15 protein-coding genes and 2 pseudogenes are annotated in these 20,957 nt (G+C 37.2%); 5 read left to right on the forward strand and 12 right to left on the reverse strand.

Going from position 1 to position 20,957, the window contains the following annotated elements:
* Window positions 1-145: 145 nt before the first annotated feature.
* Window positions 146-1,063, forward strand: coding sequence for an alpha/beta hydrolase (locus AC805_RS01265; RefSeq protein WP_055073730.1), 918 nt, complete (start codon window positions 146-148; stop codon window positions 1,061-1,063).
* Between the two features lie 51 nt (window positions 1,064-1,114).
* Here the strand turns inward: AC805_RS01265 and AC805_RS01270 are convergent, their stop codons facing one another.
* Together AC805_RS01270 and AC805_RS01275 are read right to left on the reverse strand one after the other, a co-directional pair.
* Window positions 1,115-1,993: a SirB1 family protein gene (locus tag AC805_RS01270; protein WP_055073731.1), complete on the reverse strand. Its 879-nt coding sequence runs from the start codon at window positions 1,991-1,993 to the stop codon at window positions 1,115-1,117.
* A 57-nt stretch (window positions 1,994-2,050) separates the two neighbouring features.
* Window positions 2,051-2,896: a helix-turn-helix domain-containing protein gene (locus AC805_RS01275; RefSeq protein ID WP_055073732.1), complete on the reverse strand. Its 846-nt coding sequence runs from the start codon at window positions 2,894-2,896 to the stop codon at window positions 2,051-2,053.
* A gap of 200 nt (window positions 2,897-3,096) precedes the next feature.
* On the opposite strand from AC805_RS01275, the pseudogene AC805_RS01280 reads away from it, so the two are divergent.
* The 4 genes and pseudogenes from AC805_RS01280 to AC805_RS01290 all read left to right on the forward strand — a co-directional run.
* Window positions 3,097-3,828 (forward strand): annotated as a pseudogene (locus AC805_RS01280) (NAD-dependent epimerase/dehydratase family protein); the annotation flags it as partial.
* Between the two features lie 540 nt (window positions 3,829-4,368).
* Window positions 4,369-7,320, forward strand: a complete 2,952-nt coding sequence (locus AC805_RS01285; RefSeq protein ID WP_055073750.1) for a glycosyltransferase — start codon at window positions 4,369-4,371, stop codon at window positions 7,318-7,320.
* 37 nt (window positions 7,321-7,357) lie between these two features.
* Window positions 7,358-7,480 (forward strand): annotated as a pseudogene (locus AC805_RS24435) (methyltransferase); the annotation flags it as partial.
* A 64-nt stretch (window positions 7,481-7,544) separates the two neighbouring features.
* Entirely contained in the window at window positions 7,545-8,729 is a 1,185-nt protein-coding gene (locus tag AC805_RS01290) for a hypothetical protein (protein WP_055073733.1), read from the forward strand.
* Window positions 8,730-8,914: 185 nt separating this feature from the next.
* Here AC805_RS01290 and AC805_RS01295 read toward each other — a convergent pair whose 3' ends face one another.
* The 10 genes from AC805_RS01295 to AC805_RS01340 all read right to left on the reverse strand — a co-directional run bounded on the left by AC805_RS01295 (window position 8,915) and on the right by AC805_RS01340 (window position 20,929).
* A complete protein-coding gene (locus AC805_RS01295) occupies window positions 8,915-10,408 on the reverse strand; it encodes a glycosyltransferase (protein WP_055073734.1) in 1,494 nt (497 codons plus the stop codon).
* A gap of 41 nt (window positions 10,409-10,449) precedes the next feature.
* The gene (wecB, locus tag AC805_RS01300) at window positions 10,450-11,529 is read right to left on the reverse strand and encodes a non-hydrolyzing UDP-N-acetylglucosamine 2-epimerase (protein ID WP_055073735.1); all 1,080 of its coding nucleotides are present in this window, start codon (window positions 11,527-11,529) and stop codon (window positions 10,450-10,452) included.
* Window positions 11,530-11,566: 37 nt separating this feature from the next.
* Window positions 11,567-12,817, reverse strand: coding sequence for a glycosyltransferase (locus tag AC805_RS01305; protein WP_055073736.1), 1,251 nt, complete (start codon window positions 12,815-12,817; stop codon window positions 11,567-11,569).
* A 31-nt stretch (window positions 12,818-12,848) separates the two neighbouring features.
* A complete protein-coding gene (locus tag AC805_RS01310) occupies window positions 12,849-14,021 on the reverse strand; it encodes a hypothetical protein (protein WP_055073737.1) in 1,173 nt (390 codons plus the stop codon).
* Window positions 14,022-14,141: 120 nt separating this feature from the next.
* Window positions 14,142-15,200 (reverse strand): polysaccharide biosynthesis protein, encoded by a 1,059-nt coding sequence (locus tag AC805_RS01315; protein ID WP_055073738.1) that lies wholly within the window; start codon window positions 15,198-15,200, stop codon window positions 14,142-14,144.
* Window positions 15,201-15,225: 25 nt separating this feature from the next.
* Entirely contained in the window at window positions 15,226-16,086 is an 861-nt protein-coding gene (locus AC805_RS01320) for an SDR family oxidoreductase (RefSeq protein WP_055073739.1), read from the reverse strand.
* A gap of 279 nt (window positions 16,087-16,365) precedes the next feature.
* The gene (locus tag AC805_RS01325) at window positions 16,366-18,084 is read right to left on the reverse strand and encodes a glycosyltransferase (RefSeq protein WP_055073740.1); all 1,719 of its coding nucleotides are present in this window, start codon (window positions 18,082-18,084) and stop codon (window positions 16,366-16,368) included.
* A gap of 406 nt (window positions 18,085-18,490) precedes the next feature.
* Complete coding sequence (locus tag AC805_RS01330; RefSeq protein ID WP_055073741.1) at window positions 18,491-19,750, reverse strand: polysaccharide ABC transporter ATP-binding protein; 1,260 nt, start codon at window positions 19,748-19,750, stop codon at window positions 18,491-18,493.
* Window positions 19,751-19,766: 16 nt separating this feature from the next.
* Window positions 19,767-20,192: a DUF29 domain-containing protein gene (locus AC805_RS01335; RefSeq protein ID WP_055073742.1), complete on the reverse strand. Its 426-nt coding sequence runs from the start codon at window positions 20,190-20,192 to the stop codon at window positions 19,767-19,769.
* A 14-nt stretch (window positions 20,193-20,206) separates the two neighbouring features.
* Complete coding sequence (locus tag AC805_RS01340) at window positions 20,207-20,929, reverse strand: Uma2 family endonuclease (RefSeq protein WP_055073743.1); 723 nt, start codon at window positions 20,927-20,929, stop codon at window positions 20,207-20,209.
* Window positions 20,930-20,957: the final 28 nt, after the last annotated feature.

Raw genomic sequence — 20,957 nt, forward strand, 5'->3', positions numbered from 1 at the left:
AGGCTCTTGCGGATAAAAAATGTCCCACCAAAGTTATCTAGCTTCGACTACGCTCAGCTAACGTTGGCTGAGCGTAGTCGAAGCCACAGGTACTTTAATTAATAGCAAGTCCCTAAGTTATTAGCGATCGCCCTAATTTTCCCCAATGTCAAACCAGTCCTATCTGCCTAAAGCTGACCGAGCTCAAGAGTTTATGTTGTTTGCCCAGCATGGCTGGGCTGATACCGCCCAAGACATTGGTTATTTAGCCCGATCGCTTGTAGATGTAAATACTCCCACCTATGTGCCCAATCTCGGTTGGCTCGACACTTGGCTGACGATCGTTCCATTGATTGATAAGGTCGAAACGATTGCCACAGAGGCAATTTCCACCTATCCCCAACTACCATTGCGAATTGTGGGGCATTCGATGGGCGGACTAATTTGGCTCGAAGTTTTAAATCGCCATCCTGAATGGTGGGGTAAAGTCCATAGCCTTGTCCTAGTCGGATCGCCTGTAGGTGGCTCCGATCTAGGTAGACTATTCGATCCCTTGGCAATGTCCCCCCTGATTGCTCGCGATTTAGGCAAAAATCGTCGTTCGATCGCTGAAGCGATCGCCGCTAAGATTCCGACGCTGTCGATCGTGGGCGATCTGGGCAATAATACTGACGGTACAGTGCCCGTAAATTGCTCTCAGTTTGCCTATGCTAATTTTGTGCGTTTGCAGGGGCTACGTCATGCCACGCTCAAAAATCATCCTCAAGTTGCCGCTGCAATACGCCAGTTTTGGGCTAATCCTGAGATTGCGCCCCTATCAACGGATATTGCATCCTATTTAATCGCCCAATTGCGATCGCTCGATCTTACGGAAATTGACAACCAAAATTTTGCCAAAGCTAAGGTTTATCAAACCTATGGCAAGGATGTTAAGCTCTGGACATGGCAAAACCCCTTCCAAGTTTTACATGTGTTTGTAAGCGTAGGCGAGCAATGTCTTTACAGTGCCTATACGGGATGGCAAGGCAAAACTAAACTGGCGATCGTCCTCAAAAAATTGGCAGTTATTGGCAGCTATAAGTAACTAAGCCCAAAGGGTGTTGCCGCGCTCAGCGCGGCAACACCCCTTGGGCTTTTAATCCTGCATTTCGGCAATCAATTGCAAAATAATGCGCCCATCCTCTGCATAGGGAACCCGTTGCAAATAACTCTCCAGATCGATGCGAGCCTCGGTATAGCGATCGAGCTGATAACAAATTAGTCCGCGATCGCGCCATTGGGTCGGCACATCGGGATTGAGCATTAGCGATCGCTCGATCGCTGCCAAGGCTTTAGTGGGTTCGCGGCGACGTAGGTAGATCAGTTTTAAATTATTAAGTAAACGATCTAAAATGCGGCGAATATTTACAGGTTCGAGGTATTCCGACTGAAGTGGGATCTCATAGCCATAGAGTTGGGTCAACTTCGCCGCACAGTCCTCAGGAAAGAGAATTTCGCCTTTATTATAGGGATCGATAAATAGATCGAGATCGGGATGTTGTGGGCGAATAATAAAATGCCCTGGAAAACTGATACCATCCATCGGAAACCCCAACCGATGAGCAACCAGCATATACACCAGTGATAGGGTGAGAGGAATGCCCAAACGCCTCTCCAACACATCAGTGATAAAACTGTTGCGAGGATCGTAATAATCTCGCTCATTACCGCTAAATTCCAGTTCGTCAAATAGGTATCGATTAATTTCCTGCAATACCTTAAGCGGATAACGGATTTCAGCGAGTCTTGGTTGTAAGTCTCCAACCATGCGGTCAAAAATTTCTCGATAATGTCCGAGATCCATACGGGGATATTCTTCCCACGCGATCGCCAAAGCGCCCTCCAGTAGATGCTCCACGGACATATCATGGTCTGGCGTATGGGCAATTTGCCAAAATTTTTGCCTTGAAGGGGAAAGCGTTAACACAATATTTATATCAATATCAAGATCAATATCAAGATTTTCAAGCTTCAAGGTACTTTCTATATTTCTGTGAATTACAGATAAATTACAGAAATGCACCTTGAAGATCTAGTTGAGCGTATACACCTGTCCGCTAAATAAGATACGGGTGATCCCCTTTTGAACGAGTTTAGGACGAGTAATATGGATCAGATCGCTAGGAAATTTAATCACCCGCTGATTGTGATGGGAAAACCGCCTTGCAACGCGATGGTTGTCAAAAATTGGGATGGTTTTTGCCAGTGACTCTTCGGGGGGGATCGCACCGAGATCCTTAAAATCCTTCAATGGACGAGTAATGATCTCCGCAATGCGATCGACGACGATATAGCAAATTAGCGGGAGATCAGCGCGGTCGAGGGGCAAAATTTCAAGGCGATCGCCCGTACTATGCCCACCCCTTAGCTCCGCAAACATTGGTAAAACAGCATCATCATCTTCAGAATCTTCAGAGAAGTCTTCTAACTCATCCTCCCCAAGATCGAGATTATCCTCATCGACTAGATCGTCCTCGGATTCGTCATCGTCATCGAGTTCATCCTCATCGAGGTCGCCTTCAGGCATATTTAGCGTTTCATCGAGCTTTTCATCCATTGCGATCGCCGTTTCATCACCTTGGTCAAAATTAACGTTATCGTCCTCCGTCTCCACGGGCAAATCGTCAGGGATCAAAGCAAGCTGATTGACCTGAAAGCCTCCCACCTCATAATTGACCCGCGATCCTCTTTTTCCTTCAGCCTTTTTTTTGCTCACCAATAGTCGATACTCCTCAGCAGGAATTAGCTCTTGTAGCAGTCGTAAAACTGTACTCGTACTAATGCCAAACTGCTTCGCTAACTGAGTTGTGGTAGCATCAGACTCACGATAGAGGCGAAGTATTTCTTGTTTATCATCCAGCGCAAGTTTAACAGCCATTGATTTGGGATACCCCGAAACCGTATCTACGAACCAATCAATATCTTAACGCTTGAACGCATGGGTTAGAGTTTTAATAAGTAACTATTTGCAAAATCAAGGCGATCTATACGATATTTGCTAGATCTTGATATTGACTTAGGTTGGATAGATTTAACGTACTGGTATTATGCACATACCTGAATACAACGAATAAAAATTTGTGTTATGCAAAAAAAATACTTATCACTGGTGGAGCGGTCTGCATAGGTTCTGTTTTAACATTTGAATTGTTAACGAAAGGTTATTCGGTAACTATCCTAGACAATTTCATGTATAGACAAAACAGTCTAGCTAATTGCTGCCAATATTCAAGTTTTGAGATAGTACGTGGTGACTGCCGAGATCGCAATTTAATGAAAAAACTTTTGGCTGATGCCGATATCATTACTCCTCTTGCTGCATTAGTTGGCGCACTTTTGTGCGATCGCGACTTGATAGGAACAAAGTCAACTAACTACGAAGCAATAGCAATGTTATGCGAACTGGCGAGTGACAGCCAAGCTACTCTAATACCTACGACAAATAGTGGTTATGGTGTTGGAGAGCAAGGAAAATTTTGTAATGAAGACTCACCGTTACGTCCTATCTCACTTTATGGTATGACTAAAGTTGAAGCGGAGGCTAAGGTTTTAGAACGCAAAAATAGTATTAGTTTTTGATTGGCTACGGTGTTTGGCATGTCACCTCGTATGCGTACAGATTTACTTAGCAATGACTTTGTGTATCGAGCTGTTCACGATCGTGCAGTTTTGATCTTTGAAGGACATTTTAAGCGCAATTATATTCACATTCGTGATGTTGCTAGGGTGTTCTTGCACGGTATCAGTAACTTCGATGCAATGCGGGGGAAAGTTTATAATGTTGGCTTGGAAGAGGCAAATCTTTCTAAGTAGATTGTTTGACTATTCTGTAAGAGTTTCTTACCGTAAGGTGGAGCTTATAAAGGAGTTGAATGACATAGAGCATAACGTGTATAGAGAGTGCCTGAAGTTTTGCAGTCTAGAGAAAGATGCAAAGTTACACAATGTAGGGTGGTTCTTTGCGTCGTCTAGCCAAGGTAGAAGATTTTCTCTAGCAAGGTGATGTTGAGCAGGCGATTGTCTTATTTTCAGGTTGTAAATTCAAACGAGCTATCAATTTTCTGGCTTATTTACGCAATCACCGTCATCGTATACCTGAGTATGGTTATCTATAGAAACAGCGGCTAACCATTGGTTCTGGCTCTGTTGAATCGGCGGTTAAGCAGATTGGTCGTCGGGTCAAGATTTCGGGTGCTCAGAGGAATCAGCAAAATGTTGCTCAAGTTTTGAAACATCGGTGCGCTTATCTCAATGGCTATTTCTATTCCCCTAAGTATTTTTGCTCAGTGCCTAATTGAGATGCTCCCGACTGTATCCTTATATACTGTGACACTACTATTACTTAAATTAATGAATATACTAATTGTAGATTTTGATTTGTTTTATTTAACTGGAGGTGGGCAAACCTTCTATAGAAACATAATAAATAAGAATCCTCATCTTAATTTCTATTATTTTACTAAAATAGAAAATTTCGATTCTAAAAGACCTTCTAATGCACATCCAATAAGTTATAAACAGAAATTTTTCCCAAGAAATTTTACCACATATCTTGACAAGATTTCCCTGCGTTGGGTTTGGACATTTTTAGAGGTTAACAATATTGCTGCAAACATTTCAGAGCAGTTTCCGACTATTCATTTTGATGTAGTTGAAATTCCTGATTATAAACAAACAGGAACACTACTGAGACCTGCATTATCTAACTTTAAAGTTAAGTATGATCGCATTGTTCTATCAATGCATGGACGAACTTCGACATCAATTCAACTGAATTGGTTTGATGAAGACAAAAAAAATCCTGCATTAGATTTACCGCTAACTACTTTGCAGGAGCAAATGCAGTATAAAACTGTTGACATAAGATACGGCATTAGTAAATTCTATTTGGATGAATGGAAGCAAGTTAGCTCTCTCAGGTCTTATTACTTAAATCCATTCTCATTTCTAACCATACCTTTACCTACATCAATAAATCCTTCAGTTGATTTACCAGATCTTAATTTTATCGGCAGACTCGAAAAGCTTAAAAGCCCTGAAGTTTTTGCAGAAATAGCCTGGTGGCTAAAGCGTTCGAGTTTTAACAAAGCGAATATTATTGGATCTGACTGTTATAGTTTTGACGGTGATAGTGCAAAGCATTATTTGCAACAGATGATTAATCATCGATCGCCTGAAGTAAAGATTTATCGTGCCCTTAATCAAAAGCAATTAACTGATTTATTTAGCACCAAATCTATTACCTTCGTACCATCCCGATATGACACCTTAAACTTAGTTGCCTTAGAGTCTCTTCTAGCTGGTTGCCCAACAGCGATCGGTACAGGCGCAGGAGTATGTAGATTTTTACAGGAGAGCTTACCTCAAGTCCCTTATATATCTATCGATCTTAAAAATATATACGCTTCTATTGATACAATACAGTCTGTTTTAGAAAATTACGATCAATATCGACATAATTTGGTTGAAATATTGCAGAGTTCTGATTTTGACACATCGGGATTAACTTTAGAAGAAATATATCAAAGTCCGTCAAATCACGATCGCTCTACTTCTGATGAATTAGATGCGATATATCATCAAATCATGGGGTACTACCAAAATTCTCGCATTGCAGTTAAATCCACTATCGGCAGAGCAATTAAGCCATTAATTCCCGTTGAGTTTCATGACTCGCTACGGTTTTACCGTTCTAAATTTAGTCGATCTAAACTCAAATCTGTTGCTAGAAGGATAATTTCTAATCAGAGATTTTCGCAATTACTAGCAATTCCTTTATTGCTAAACAATCAACAAAATGTTTTGAGTTTACCTGAAAGTACAGATGCAGAAATTGAATATAAAGTAAAAAGATTTTCTCAGCTTGGGAATAGGTTTCAAATCAATCGAGCGGCAACTTGGCAGGAGTTAGCAAGACTCGAAAGATTGCGTGGCAATGATTTAGTTGCAACAACCTATGAATTGAGAATTATGCGATCGCAGGGTAAAGACATATTCAACAACTTACCATGCGTTATCAAGAACATGAATGATCGCGGCTTTGGAAGGGAAGCTGTTGTTGCTGAGGCAATGTATGGCAGTAAATCTGAGGAGGAAAGTAGAAAAACTTGTAAAGCAATTTTAGATCAAGCTTTAGAGAGAAATCGTATCAATCATCAAGATGATGAAAATTATGAAATCTTTGATGATCGACGCATTAAATCCGATTACAAAATATCAGTGATAGTGTCTCTTTATAATGCTGCTTCTAAACTGCCTCAATTTTTGACTGCATTGAAATTGCAGACATTAATGCAAAAAGATTTAGTAGAAGTAATTCTTGTAGATAGTGGATCTCCTAGTAATGAATATAAAGTATTTCAAGAATTAGTAGAATCCTTGGATATACCCATTATTTATGTGCGTTCAGCAAAAAGAGAGTCAATTCAAAGCGACTGGAATCGGGGGATTAGTTTATCGCGATCGCCATACCTCACATTTTTAGGCGTTGATGAAACAATTCTTCCTACCTGCTTAGAGATTTTATCTACCGAACTAGATGGGGATCCCAATCTGGATTGGATACAAGCTAATAGTCTAATGACTAATGTTGATGAGCATGGGACTATCGTTAGTGATGTCATGGTTTACGATCGCACAGATTATCAGCAAGATATTGTATACCTAGAAACCTGTTATTTATCGTGGGTGGGCGCACTTTATCGCCGTTCCATTCACAGACGATTTGGATATTACGATCCTTCTTTTACTGCGGCAGGAGATACAGAATTTAAGGGTAGAATTCTACCTTTTATTAAGACTAAAGCAATCAATCAAACATTAGGCATATTTTGGAATTATCCAGAAGAACGAACTACTCAACATCCCCGCGCCGAGATCGAGGATTTACGAGCTTGGTATCTACACAGAACTATTGGAGGAATTGAGTATGCATTTAAAAATCGTGAGATTTATGAAGCCGAGAAGCTTTTTTACCTTGCTTTAGGTTATCGTAAATCCTATGTTCATCATTCCAGTACAGATATTGAATATGCCTGCAATATAGCAAAATTTTTACAAATAAGAAATGCAGATTCACTCGGTTTGGATAGCTTTGAATGCGTGAATAAATTAATTAACGAATATCGTTTACTTGATTGCTTACCTTCATCACATAAAGCTTATAATGCATTGAAAGTAATTGTTAATGTTAGTAATATTGAGAAAGAGCATCGTCAACTTACTTCTAGTATTGTTAAATTAGCTTATAAAGTGTTTAACGATAACCGCTACGAACAGCACTCTTCATTTTGGAATTCATAAATTAGACTCAATAATTAGTCACAATATTTAAAAACCTATGCAATGTTGTGTTTGCGACTCCACTAACTTAGAACTAGCCATCGATCTTGGTTCACAGCCTTGGTTCAACCATTTTTTACAACCCGAAGAAATCGGCAAAGAACCTTTCACTCCCCCACGATTTAACTGACCAGTGCCCTCCAACTTATCAGAGAGTACACAGATTCTTAGTGATTTACAGTTCCATGAGTAAAATTAATCCCATATTGATATCTCTTGTCTTATTTGATTGTGGTGGAATTGGGCATAACTACGAGTATCTCAATGCCATTTCCAAATCAACAAAAGAAATAGGTTGGCAGCATTATGCCGCACTTCCTATTAATTTTAATGATCAAGATTTAAAAAATGGTTGGAGGGCTTGCCTATTAGGTTGCCGAAAGCTTGATAATCGAAAGGAAAACAAATTAATAAAAACATTTCGATTATTATTCATTTCATTTGAGTTGGCAAAGTCAATTCATCAATATTTAAATAATATTTTGTCAGTAGCAGATGATATCTCACCAACCATAATTTTTATTGATAGCTTTAAGCCATCAGAACTTTTATCTTTTTTAATCAGTTTGTTATTTCTGTCGTCGCGCAAATTAACAGTTTGGCTATTGTATAGACATGATGATTATCAGAAAAATTTAATTGGTTTTTTTTATAAAATCATGAATGTGTTGATTGAGAAAATAATTGCTAATGGCAAATTAGTATTATTAACCGACAGTGAAAAATTACAAGACTCCTTAAGATTTTATTTCAAACGGCAAGTATTTATAGTTCCTATTCCACATACTCCAACTTTGGAATATTTTGAAAACATACAAACAAATCAAAATAAAGAGAATATTCCGATACTTTCGTGGTGGTGTGGAAATCCAAATCCAGAAAAGGGTTTAGAAATTATTCAAAGATTAGTAACCCTAGCAGATCCGATGGCTAAAAATCTCCACTTATTTATTTCAAAAGAGGCATATTTACCTAAAACAAACAATAACTTTCAAATCACTTATCTACCTGCTTATTTAACCCGCCAAGCATATTTAAAACAGTTAATGGAAATAGATATTTTACTATTACCATATAACTCCAAAATCTATAAAGAAAGAACATCAGGTGTTTTTGTTGAAGGTATATGTGCTGGAAAAATTCCGTTTGTTACAGAAGGAACATGGATGGCAGCCGAGCTAATTAAATATGATTTAAAAGAATTAGTTATTGATTGGACAAAGGATGATGTCATTGAATCAATTTGTAAATTTTCTAAAAATGCTAATATCATCCAAAAAATCAAGACAATGCAGAAACATTATCTCGTAATTCACTCAGCCAAGTCTTATTCAGAGTGCATTCAAAAAATTTATAATACTCAAACGTAAATAAAGTTGTCAATAAATACTTGTTGTTCTGATTAAGCGACAACAATAATTTCAATGGGACGATAATCATTGGCAACAATACTTAAAAGAGCATTTTTAAGTAACGGTAGTCTTTTTTCTTGACTTGTCCTAATAATGATCGTAACAAGGTCATTAGATTGAAACATATTCTTTAATCTTTATTTTTAATCTTTATTTAAGTGAATACGATAGTTAAGATAACTTTGAAATCTAGAATATAAGTTACCTTGTCTGAACAGTCTTAAAAAGCGTAAAAAATAAATCCAAAAAGCGAACATTAACCCCTTGTATTTCCCATATTTATTAATGATTTTTTCAGAAATATAATCCAGAGGCTTATCAAGTCTTTCTAAAATAAGTATTTTCTCTGAGAATGAATAAAGTGGGAAGTCTCTTTGATTCATTTTCAGGAACTCAATGTATATTATATTATTATTTTCTGAGTTTTCTGACATACAAAAATTGATTAGTTGTTGAAGAGTTATCTCAAATCCATTGTCATCTGGGTAAAAGGGAATATGATAATTACAAAATTTCTGAATATAATTTAAAATAGAATTCTGTGAATCAGACTCTATATATTTTAGCCACCAGTAATAATTTTCTGCCAGCTTTTCAAAAGACAAAATTAAAGATTCTTCTTGACCAGAAAAAAAGTTGTACTTTGAGTTTTTAAGTGATTCACTCCAAAATCCTTGTAGAGTGTTTTTAAAATCTTTAGAGCTTCTATTTAGTTTTTTGTTAAAAATGGCATGTATATTGTCATTACTACTAGCAAATTTATTAATAAACTTTTGGAATTTTAAGATTAAAAGCGGATGAAAGCCTATTCGATAAATAAATGCATTAGGATCAAACATTACATCAAAAATTATGTTTATAGCCTTATTGAAAGAAACAAAATCTTGTAAATTCAAAAATGGAAATAAATCTTCAAGGTCATAATTATTCAAAACTTGGATAGATGATTTAGCAGAATCGTATAAACAGAAGTCGCTAAATTTTTGTGATTCTTGTTCTGGATAAATTCTCTGTAAATAAGTAAATTCGGGTATGTATAAAGCTTTATATTTAATCATCAATCTAAGCCACATATCATAGTCTTGAGCATATCTTAGCTCCTCGTTGAAATATCCAGTATTCAGCCATGCTTCTCTATTAATACAAATGCTATTACCAGCAACGTAATTTCTTCTTAGCATTTCAACAACTTGTAACTCAATAAGTGGCATTTCTTTGCCGAAATCAGGATTTAGATTAATGATTTTGCCTGTTGTTCCTACTAGTTGCTGGAAATTAGAGAAGAAAAACCGATGGTCAGGATTTTTGTAAATCCATTCACGATGTATTGCTAACTTATTTATCTCAAATAGGTCATCTGAACTTAACCAACAGACCCATTCTCCTTTAGCATGATTTAAAGCTAGATTTAAGGCTGATCCCGTGCCACCGTTTTCTTTGCTGATTACTTGAAAACGAGAATCTTGCTGAGCATACATTTGTAGAATGTTGGCTGTATTATCTGTTGAGCCATCATTGACAATAATAGCTTCCCAATCTTTATCGGTTTGATTGATTAGACTATCAAGGGCTTCACTTAAATACTGACATTGGTTATAAGTTGGAACTAATATGCTAAAAAATGGAGAATTATTCATTGCAATATATTTATTTGAATATTTTTCTGAGATTTTCTTTTTTAAAGATTACTAGCAAGAATTTTAATGATTTTTTCGCTAACGATAGGAGTGATGTATTCCTGTGGAACATCCCAATGAGTAGATTGGTTAAGTACAACCCGAACGCATCGAATTATATCCTCTGGGAAAGCTCCACTTAGAATGTTGCTGCCAGATTCGAGGGTTTCTGGTCTTTCTGTTACATCACGAATGGTAACATTAGGTACTTTGAAAATACAGCATTCTTCTTGAACAGTTCCACTATCACTTAAAACACAAAGAGCATTTTGTTCCAAGTAAATGAAATCAAAAAAACTAAATGGCTCACACAGATATATCTTCTGATTTTTAATTGTTAGATTGTAATGAGTCATCCAATGTTTTGTTCGTGGATGCAAACTACATACAATTGGAACTTGATACTTGGCTTGTAGTTCATCCAAACTGGTTAATATTCCAACCAATCGTTCCTGAATATCAACATTTTCTTGGCGATGCATTGTCACCAAAAAATAACCTTGTTTTTTAATCTCTAAATGCTGGAGAATCGTCGATGTATTAATTGTAAGTTGATGATGTTGAATGACTTCAAAAATAGGGTTCCCTGTGACGTATATTTTATTGCTTTGAATACCTTCTTTGAGAAGATTGGCTCTACTTCTTTCTGTGTATGGTAACAGGATGTCACTACTGTGATCGATAATGCGTCGGTTGATTTCTTCGGGTACGCGATCGTCATAGCAGCGATTCCCTGCTTCCATATGATAAACAGGAATTCCCATGCGTTTTGCTACAATTGCCGCGAGACTACTGTTAGTATCGCCAAGTATCAATAGTTTGTCTGGTTGTTCTTTATTAAAGACTTTTTCGCATTCAATAATAATTTTACCTATTTGTTCTCCAAAACTATCCCCGCGCACTCCTAGAAAATAGTTTGGTGCTCTAACTTGAAGTTGCTGAAAGAAGACATCACTAAGATTTTTATCGAAATTTTGTCCTGTGTGTACCAATACATGATCGCAAGATTGATCAAGTTTATCGATAATTCGACTGAGACGAATTATTTCTGGTCTAGTACCAAGAATTGTGATAATTTTCATTGGGATTTAATTTTAAAAAAGTAAATATTTGTAGCTACTAGATTTTTTTGTGAGATTCTATTACTGATTCATATAACTTTAGATGCCGTGAAATATAGGTGTCAAAGGAGTAGTATTTTTCCGCAATATTACGAGCATTATGTCCCATTTCTATACGCAGCGAGTCATTTTCAAGAACTTGGTTAATGGCTCTAGCTAATTCTTCACTATTTTTTCTCGGTACTACCATACCCCCCCCCTCATCGGCATGTATTGTCTCTGGTAGTGCAGTGCCATCAAAGACAATTACAGGTGTTCCACAAGCCATAGCTTCAATTGCCATCATGCCAAAAGATTCTTCTGTTGAAGGCATTAGAAAGATATCAGCCGCGTTGAGTGCATCCGCTAATTGAGCTCCATCAGTCCAATTCAAATTAAGAACACGATACTTTGGATATAACTCAGTAAAGTCTTGCCCATCTTGAACTGTGAGTATACAAGTATCAGTCTGAGGTTGATATATTTTAAGTGCTTCACGCAACCAATGTATACCTTTGTATTTGTCAACAGTTTCTTTCATAGCACGAAAGACTATGACTTTCTGTTCTGGATCTATTCCTAGTCGCTTTTTGCAATTTTCTTTGGATTTTGGAGAAAATAAATTTAGATCAATTCCAAAGGGAATCAAATGACAATCCATATGTTTCAGCAAGGGGCTAGCTTTTACTCTTTGCTGTAACCAATTGGAGGCAACTACAAGCGTTGCTTCGAGTTCTTTATATATTGATTTTTTGATTTTCCAGTGTAGAGAAGGATTCCATTGTCGCAAGAAAGAATTACTTCTTGGATAAGGACATTTGCCACTACAACCTGATATCCATTTGTCACAGTCCATTGGATGAACACAAGACCCAGTAAATGCCCAACAATCGTGAATAGTCCAGACTAAAGGCTTTTGTTTAGCTAGTGACGGTAAAGCTAAGGGCGAAAACCACGGACTGTCATGGATGAGGTGAAGATGTAATAGATCGGCTGTTTGAAATTTAGGTTGTTGGGAAAGTAACAAACCTCCAATTCCTGTTAGACCTTCTAGATCAAGGAATCTGTCTATACGATTGGATAGTTTGAGCATATATCTAGATAGACTATGACTGGATGGAAAGCAGGAATGTACCCAATCCGATTCAGATTCTTTTTGCCAGACTATCATTGATGCTGAATGTCCTAGCTCGGCTAATACTGCATTCATATAGTATCCATTAAATCTCCCACCAACTAAATCTGTTCTTGATACATGTACAATATCCATATTTTTAAGTTTTAACTGTCATAATAAATTTTTAAAAATTGTCTCGAAGAATGTCCAGAGTAAGGTACTTTAAAAATGTGTTATGACCATTGAGAGCTATTTCTTGATAATAATTTTTATTTGTTGCAGCCTTATAAAGCAAAAATACTATTTGATCGGGATCTATGGATGTGCAGCAAAATGCGGCATTGTTATTTTTTAGAAAGACTGTAGGGGAAGCATAATCAGGAGCGTGCATAAACACTGGACGACCTGTAGCTAGGTATGTTGTTAACTTTGAGGGAAAACTCAGTGTAGCTTCTTCTATAAATTGATTAGAAAACCAATAGGGGCAATATAGAATATCGGTTTGGGAGAGAATATTGAGACTTTCTGCCTGACTTCGCCATCCTAAAAACTCAATATTTGTACTGGAAGTTGCATTTAGATTGAAGTAACTACCTAATAGTCTAATACGAACAGTTCTGTCCGCAAGTTTCCAATTTACTTTATCTAAAGCTTTAAGTAGCGCATTCCAGGAGTCAGTTGCGTAAATCTGACCAGCAAGCCCAATCGTGAAATCAGATTTATTGCATGTTGTCTTAGCAGGTGGTTTTGCCCAGCTAGCTGGCAAACTAGGGAGAAATGGGATGGTTTGACAAGCATAACGTTGATAATATTCGTCAGCCATATTCCAAGATGCAGTTGCACAACACTTACTTGACTGCAATGCCAATGAAAACTGATGGAGAATGCGTCTTGATGATAATGAGTCAACCCGATTATCTTTCAACCACCATCTTGGGGGATCCCATACTTCGGTTAATAGAGGAACTCCAAGACTATAAGCAACAGGAACAGCTAATCGAATCATTGTTTGTCCCTGCAATACACACCAAACACCATCAACTTTATGCTGACGAGCAAACTTAATAATCTGATCTCGTAAAGATAAGGTTGGGTAGATCTCAGTCCATGATTGAGCAATAAATGAACTAATCGCTCCAAGTTGTTTGGGCATTAATCGCCAGTTTTCACGGGGTTTAGTGGCATATTGAATTGGTATCCAAGATAGATTATCTGGAACTATAGGTTGTATATCGGGATGTTTGACACAGAAACATACTAATGAACCTGGTTCCAAAACTTCTGCTAACTGAGCAAGAACTATACCAGCAGTGTAATTCCAGCAAGGTGGTATGTCTGTTAATAGTAGTAATCTCATATAAACACAATCTCAAATTTTTGTTTATATGACTGCCATTTTGAGATCCGACTGGGTATGCCAATGGTTGCTTGCAATAAATTTGATTGATTAATGAAATATTTCATAGCAAATAAACCTTTATCTCAATAATTCTATTTGTGCGTCCGATTGATCGATTTTTAATAATTGGTATTGATTGAGCAATGACTGTAAATCTTGCTCAGACATTAAATAATCAGCAGAGCTATATTCTTGGGTGAGGTAATTATTTTCTGCGTCTTTGCGTCTTAGTTCAGGCAATATTGGCAAAATGACGTAATAGCCATTTCTGGGGATAGTACGATAGGCTTCTTCCTCAGAAACTAAAATTTCATGAGTTTTTTCCCCAGGGCGAATGCCTGTAATTTTGGTCTCAATGGGGCGATCTCCGATCATGACTTTGGCGAGTTCAGTCATTTTTGCGGAAGGTACATTTGGGATATAGGTCTCACCTCTATAACCATCTTTAATAGAGGCAAAGATAGTATCAACGGCTTGATCTAAGCTTAATAGGAAGCGAGTCATTTCTTCGGTAGTAATTGTGATTGGACCACCTTGACGGATTTGTTCGTGAAATAATGGAATAACAGAGCCCCGCGATGCGAGGACATTGCCATAGCGAACGCAAATGAATTTGGTGTTGGGACAGTCTAGATTGGCGCGAATAAATAAACGTTCTTGAATAGCCTTAGTCATACCCATAACGTTGACGGGTTTACAAGCTTTGTCAGTGGATACTCCAACGACTAATTCTATGGGTAAATTGAGTTCGCGAATAGCTCTAACTATATTTTGAGGTCCTTCAATGTTAGTTTGAACAGCTTCAAAGGGAAAGTATTCACATGTGGGCACTTGCTTGAGTGCAGCGGCATTGAAAACGATGTCAGCATTGCGTAAACAGGAGCTAACGCTATGAAAGTCTCTGACATCACCGATGCGAAACTCTAGAAGCTGCTGAAAATTGCGATAGATGACTTCATCGGTAACAGCCTTTTTTTGCATATATTCAACGCGCATATTATGCTGTTTTGCCTCGTCACGGGAAAAGACAATGATTTTAGCGGGTTGCCCCATTTCTCCTGAGAGCAATCTTCTAATAAGGACTTGCCCAAGTGATCCTGTCCCACCTGTGATGACAATTTTCTTGCCTGTTAGCATTTGATTTCCTGATGTTTTGTCTAAGTCATTGCGATGCTGCGAGTTGAGCGATCATTTCTTCCCATGTTGGTGGAGTATAGCCAGTAAAGTCTCGAAATTTTTGGCTGTTTAAGCTGCGATCGCAAATAAAGCTTTCGTCCTTTTCAATAGTAATACCCAAATTGAATGCTTGATTCATCATGTTAAGCAATTGATACTTTGTAGTCGGATCTGATGAAATATGCCACATACCTTCGAGATTAGGTTGCTCTAAAATGATTTTTTCGACAATTTGGGCTAGAGTTTGGGTGGTGAAACCCGTGTAAATAGCACGATCAAAGCCTTTAACGGTCTTGCCTTTTTGGGAGATAAACCATTCAACTAGGCTATTTTGGCTATTTAGCTCACGCCCAATAATTGATGTTCTGATTGTGAGGCAGTTGGGAGATGTAACTTCACCTAGTAATTTGGTTCTACCATAGAGATCAACGGGATCGGGATTGTCTTGTTCGGTATAGTTGCCTTTGTTGCCTGAAAATACGCAATCGGTACTGATCTGAATAAGTTTAGCATTGTATTTTTGGCAGAGTTGGGCGAGTTGATGGGGAAAAAGAGAATTAATTGCGATTGAGGCAATGGGATCTTTTGCTATTGAGAGTTGTTTGATAATGCCGATACAGTTAATAACAATATTGGGTTTAAGTATGGTTATTAAATTTTCAATCTTATCTAGGGAGTTGGCATCAATATTACGGTAAATAAATGATGATTCAAATAGACAATTTGTGCCAGAAATTGGCTGATTATTTCTTATGGTTCCATAGGTTTCAAAAGCTGAGTTTTTAAGAAAGTATTCAAATAAGGTATTACCAACCATACCTCTAATTCCAAGAATCAAAATTTCCATTTGACTTTTCCCGATACAAAATGAGTACTAAAGATAAGGGTGTAGTTAAATATAAAACCCCAAAAACTGTAGAGAATCCGCAGCGTTCGCGACAGCTTTTGATTCTGTTTTTTATTATGCCTAGCTACTTAGTAACGAGTGAGTATTAGTGCCGAATACATGAATAATAGTGGTTCGCTACGAGTAATTAAAAATATCAACTGTTCAGTAAAGAAATCACTAGTCAGTTAAAGTATGATCAACATATTTGCATCTTTTTGTCTTTATAAAATGGGCGTTTCAGCACTCGTCCCTCATTAACTGAACAATGCCCTTTAATCTTCTTTTTATTTTTACAATAATTCTTTGAATCTTATATTTGATAAACAACTTACCCCTATTGAAAGTAGACAAAATATGTTTATCCCAATCATTATCATTTTGGTAAACAATACCACTAATAATTTTCTTGTAAATATCTTCATAAGATTTCACAAATCTTTCTGGATGTCCCCTACTATTGTAAATAAATTCTTGACACTTTTGACCTGTATCATGACGTGAATAAGTGTCACTAATCAATTTTGATATTTCTTCAATGACTTTTTGTGGATTTCCCCTTTCTATAATCAAATCAGGAATTAAAACAAGCTCATCACCAAGCGACCAATTCACCTGATCGTACAATTTCATATAATCATTAGCAAAAGTAATTACGGGAATTCCCAACGCCATAGCATCTACTAAGGTAAATCCCCCTCCAGATGGATATGTATCGATTACTATATCAGCTATTCCAAGAATTTTTAAATAGTCTTCTCTCCACTTTAAAATTCTAAATCGCGAACTTATCTCTTTCGGTAAACTTATCGGTAACTGATCCTGATTTAAGCCAATTGCTACATAATATAAGTCTTGATGTAAATTAATTAGATCGATAATCACTTTCCAGAATTCAATATCTTGGAATTTTTGGGGTCTTCCAGCACTTAATATCACTAAGCTATCATCAGGAATTTTAAAAAACTTCTTGTCATACGATCCTATATTTTTGTGTTCGGTTAAATCTAATTCGAGACCAATTAAAGATGTATTACATGGACTATCCAATAATGGATGGATAGCGGAAGCAATACTCCAATCAGCATTAGGTGAAACATATTGAGCAGGACCAGCATAGAGAGAATTGACGATAACTGATGCGGGAGTGAGACTCATAATAAAATACTGTCTCAAATCAGCAAGTCCTGCATTTGTAACTAAAATATCTGGCGAAAATTGATAGATTTTTTTTGCAATCCAGATCAAAGCTTCCTCTTCAGATAAATAATTTGATGATGGTGTCAAAACAACTTGGCAATTATGTTCTTCTAAAATTCCAATTATATCGTTAGAATTTACAAACTCTGATTCAGGCCGAGGAATGAAAAAAGCAATTTCAAACTTTGATTTATCATGGAATTGAGCAAGAGTAAGATTGATTCGATAAAAAACCGATGTTTCAACGGTAGCTAAATAGGTTAAGTAAGCAACTTTTATTTTGAAAGTATTTGAAGATAAGCTACGTTTTTTAGGATAGAAACGATAGGACTTTGCCATATTTTCAATGCAATCTAAAATATCATAATCGTAATTATATTTATCAATCCCTAAAGTCTGAGCATAAGCATACATACTTTGATTGAAATAGTTGATAGAGTCAATAATCTTCCCTTTCTTTGAGGCTATCATTCCTAAACGTTTATATGCTTGTTGGATAGCAGAAACATCCTGTAATTGCTTATTGATTAAAATATATAAAGGAAGTACTTCTTCGGAAAATCTTGACAGAAACCATGCTCTTTCAATAAAAGATTTTGCCTGTTCAAACTTCTCGACCTCGACAAAAGCTTGTGCCAAATGAAAATTATAATAGAAACGCTCTGTTGCTTTCTCTGATGACAAATAGGGTAACAGAATATGTTGATCTATCTCTTCTATACCAGACTTGATTTTCTCAATAGCTTCTTGAAATTCCATAGGTACCTAATGATTAAGATTGGCAATATAGAGGATTTTACTTGTAATTCAAGAATATTATTAACTTTTTACACTATTTGATCAATAATTGGCATTGTTTTTGCAACATAAACTTACCTTACTCTTTTCCTTTATATTCGACCATATTGGCATAACTTCGCTCTTCATTTGGCTATCGTATTTCCTTCCAGTCAGTACATTGACTATAAAACTGATATTTTTCGAATTGATTGCAAACATGAGCTTGTCTTAACTTTTGGTAGAAATTGCCATCCCATTTTCTTTGATAGTTGTTAGCTGATAATTTATAGTTGTTGAATCGCGTGTGTAATCTACTGGACTAAACTCTTGATATTTAATAATCTCTTGTCATTGTTTATTCTATCTAAGCAATTAAATTAATCTTCTAGGATGGTAACTTCTCAATAAGCCATTCTAGCTGTGGTCTAATGGCTCCTGGATACTCTCCCAACCAAGAGCCAAACTCCCGTTCTACATCTTTAACTTCAAACTTGAGTAGGTCTTCAGCTTCATACAGAACAATACAGCCATCCTTGACCCAATACAAATGTGTTGTATATTGACAGTTATTTAGCAATCCCCCAGGAATTAAGCATGTAGCCTTGTAAATTCCTTGAGTAACTTTTTGGGGCTTAGAAGTAGTAACAAAGGCAATTTCCCCCATTAATGTTCGTAAGTGAACCCCAAAATAAAAAATAGCTTCCTCCAATAAAAAATGATAAACAAACTCCATCTTGAGTGAAGTTTTAACTGTAAATTCTTGATTCGATCCTTTCTCATTTAGAGCTATCTTAAGACTTCTAATTTTTATATTATTGTTGCCAGGTGCTTCTTTCATGGTAGACCAAGATTTCTCCAAGAAATTAGTAGCTGATTTGTCTTGAGTTAAATAAGAGTTAATCGTCTGTGTTACTTCATTGCCTTGTTGTTTTACCATTCCATCATCAATCCAGATAATGCTTTGGCATAAAGTCTGAACAGCATTCATATTATGACTAACAAATAAAACAGTTCTTCCATCTCTTTCTGCTATGTCCCCCATTTTCCCCAAACATTTCTTCTGAAACGCCGCATCCCCCACCGCCAAAACCTCATCCACAATCAAAATCTCAGGCTCCAAATGCGCCGCCACCGCAAACGCCAACCGCACATACATCCCCGAAGAATAAAACTTAACAGGCGTATCCAAAAACTTCTCCACCTCCGCAAACGCCACAATCTCATCAAACTTATGTACAATTTCAGCACGCTTCATCCCCAAGACTGCACCATTCATAAAAATATTTTCGCGTCCAGTTAACTCAGGATGAAACCCTGTCCCCACTTCCAATAGTGACCCTACCCGACCTCTAATAATCGCCTCACCTGAAGTTGGTCGTACAATCCGCGAAAGAATCTTAAGTAAAGTACTTTTGCCAGCGCCATTGCGTCCAATAATTCCTACCACCTCACCTTGATTGACATCAAAGCTAACATCCTTCAAAGCCCAAAAATCCTCAGACTGAGTCTGTCCCCATTCACCCCGCAATAACCCCTTAAATCCATCAACCAAATCTTCCCGCAAACTATGGTAAGGCTTTGGCTTAGTTGATCGAATTTGGTAACACTTACTTAAATTTCTGACTTGAATTACTGGTTGCGTCATATTTTTTCAATAACAACTAAGTCAAATTAACATTGCGTTCCAATATATCTTCAATAGTATAGGTGCAATCAATAGGCATATCTAAGCCTGTCTCTCCGATCGCATCCAAGCGACCAGTCTCATAAACTTGATTTAAATATTCATCCGTAAGATAGCGCTTTAAACTTGGACTATCTAGTAAATATTTCTGAATATTCAGTCGTTCTCGTTGGATTGTGGTTTGCCAACTTCTTGAGCGTCTCTGTGGTTGGTTGTCCCACTTCAGGAAATGATGCACAATCAACCGCATACTACTCAACAGGCGATCGCGCTCCCGCTTCGACAAATCGCGTACCTCCTCCACTAAATTTTCAATATCCAACTCATCAAACCGTCCTGCCGCGATCAGATCTGCCATCTGTTCCGCCCATAGCCCATAATCTTGCTCATATAAAGTTGTCATACTATTTTGATTCCTCAATTATTTTTGTAGGGATCTGATTTATCTTGCCGCGATCGCAACTCTTGACAATAGTTTTTATGCTTTTTGGTCTTAAATTGCTTTTGTTGCAAGGTCAAAACTTCAGCAAGATTTCCTTGCAAAAGTTGATTAGCTGCTAGTACTAAACTTGGAAATACACTGCTTTCAATAACTCCCTCACTATTTGTCTTGATTTTAATATATTCACCATTTTCTAAATGAAACCAATCAATTTCTCGATCATAAACTCGCCACACAATATACTCTTGGACACCATGACGACGGTAGACCGTTAATTTGTCATAAAGGTCGTAGGAAACCGTAGAACCAGCGATTTCCGCCACTAATTCTGGTGCTCCTTCGATATAATCATCATCACTGATGCGGGACTGTCCACCAAACTCTGACTTGATTCGCAGTAAAGCATCAGGTTGTGGTTCATTATCTAAATCTAGTCTGACTGTGGCATTGTCCGCTAGTTCTACCCCAAAAGTATTTGCAGCATAGGTTGCTAACCAACCCATTAGGGAACTGTGGGGTAAACCATGGCTTTTGTATCTTAGCGCGGCTGCCATATAGACGACTCCATTAATTAATTCTGCTTTTTGATGACGGGGCATTAGTTCATAGCGTTTTTCAAACTCAACACGATTGAGGCGATCGCCATTTTCTAGAGGCTTGATCAAAGAACTGAATTGGGGCTGTGTCGTCGTTGGCATTGCCTAATTCTCCATAATTTAGGGAGAT

Origin of the sequence: Pseudanabaena sp. 'Roaring Creek' (assembly GCF_001402795.1) — a bacterium.
In the GTDB taxonomy this organism is placed as follows: domain Bacteria; phylum Cyanobacteriota; class Cyanobacteriia; order Pseudanabaenales; family Pseudanabaenaceae; genus Pseudanabaena.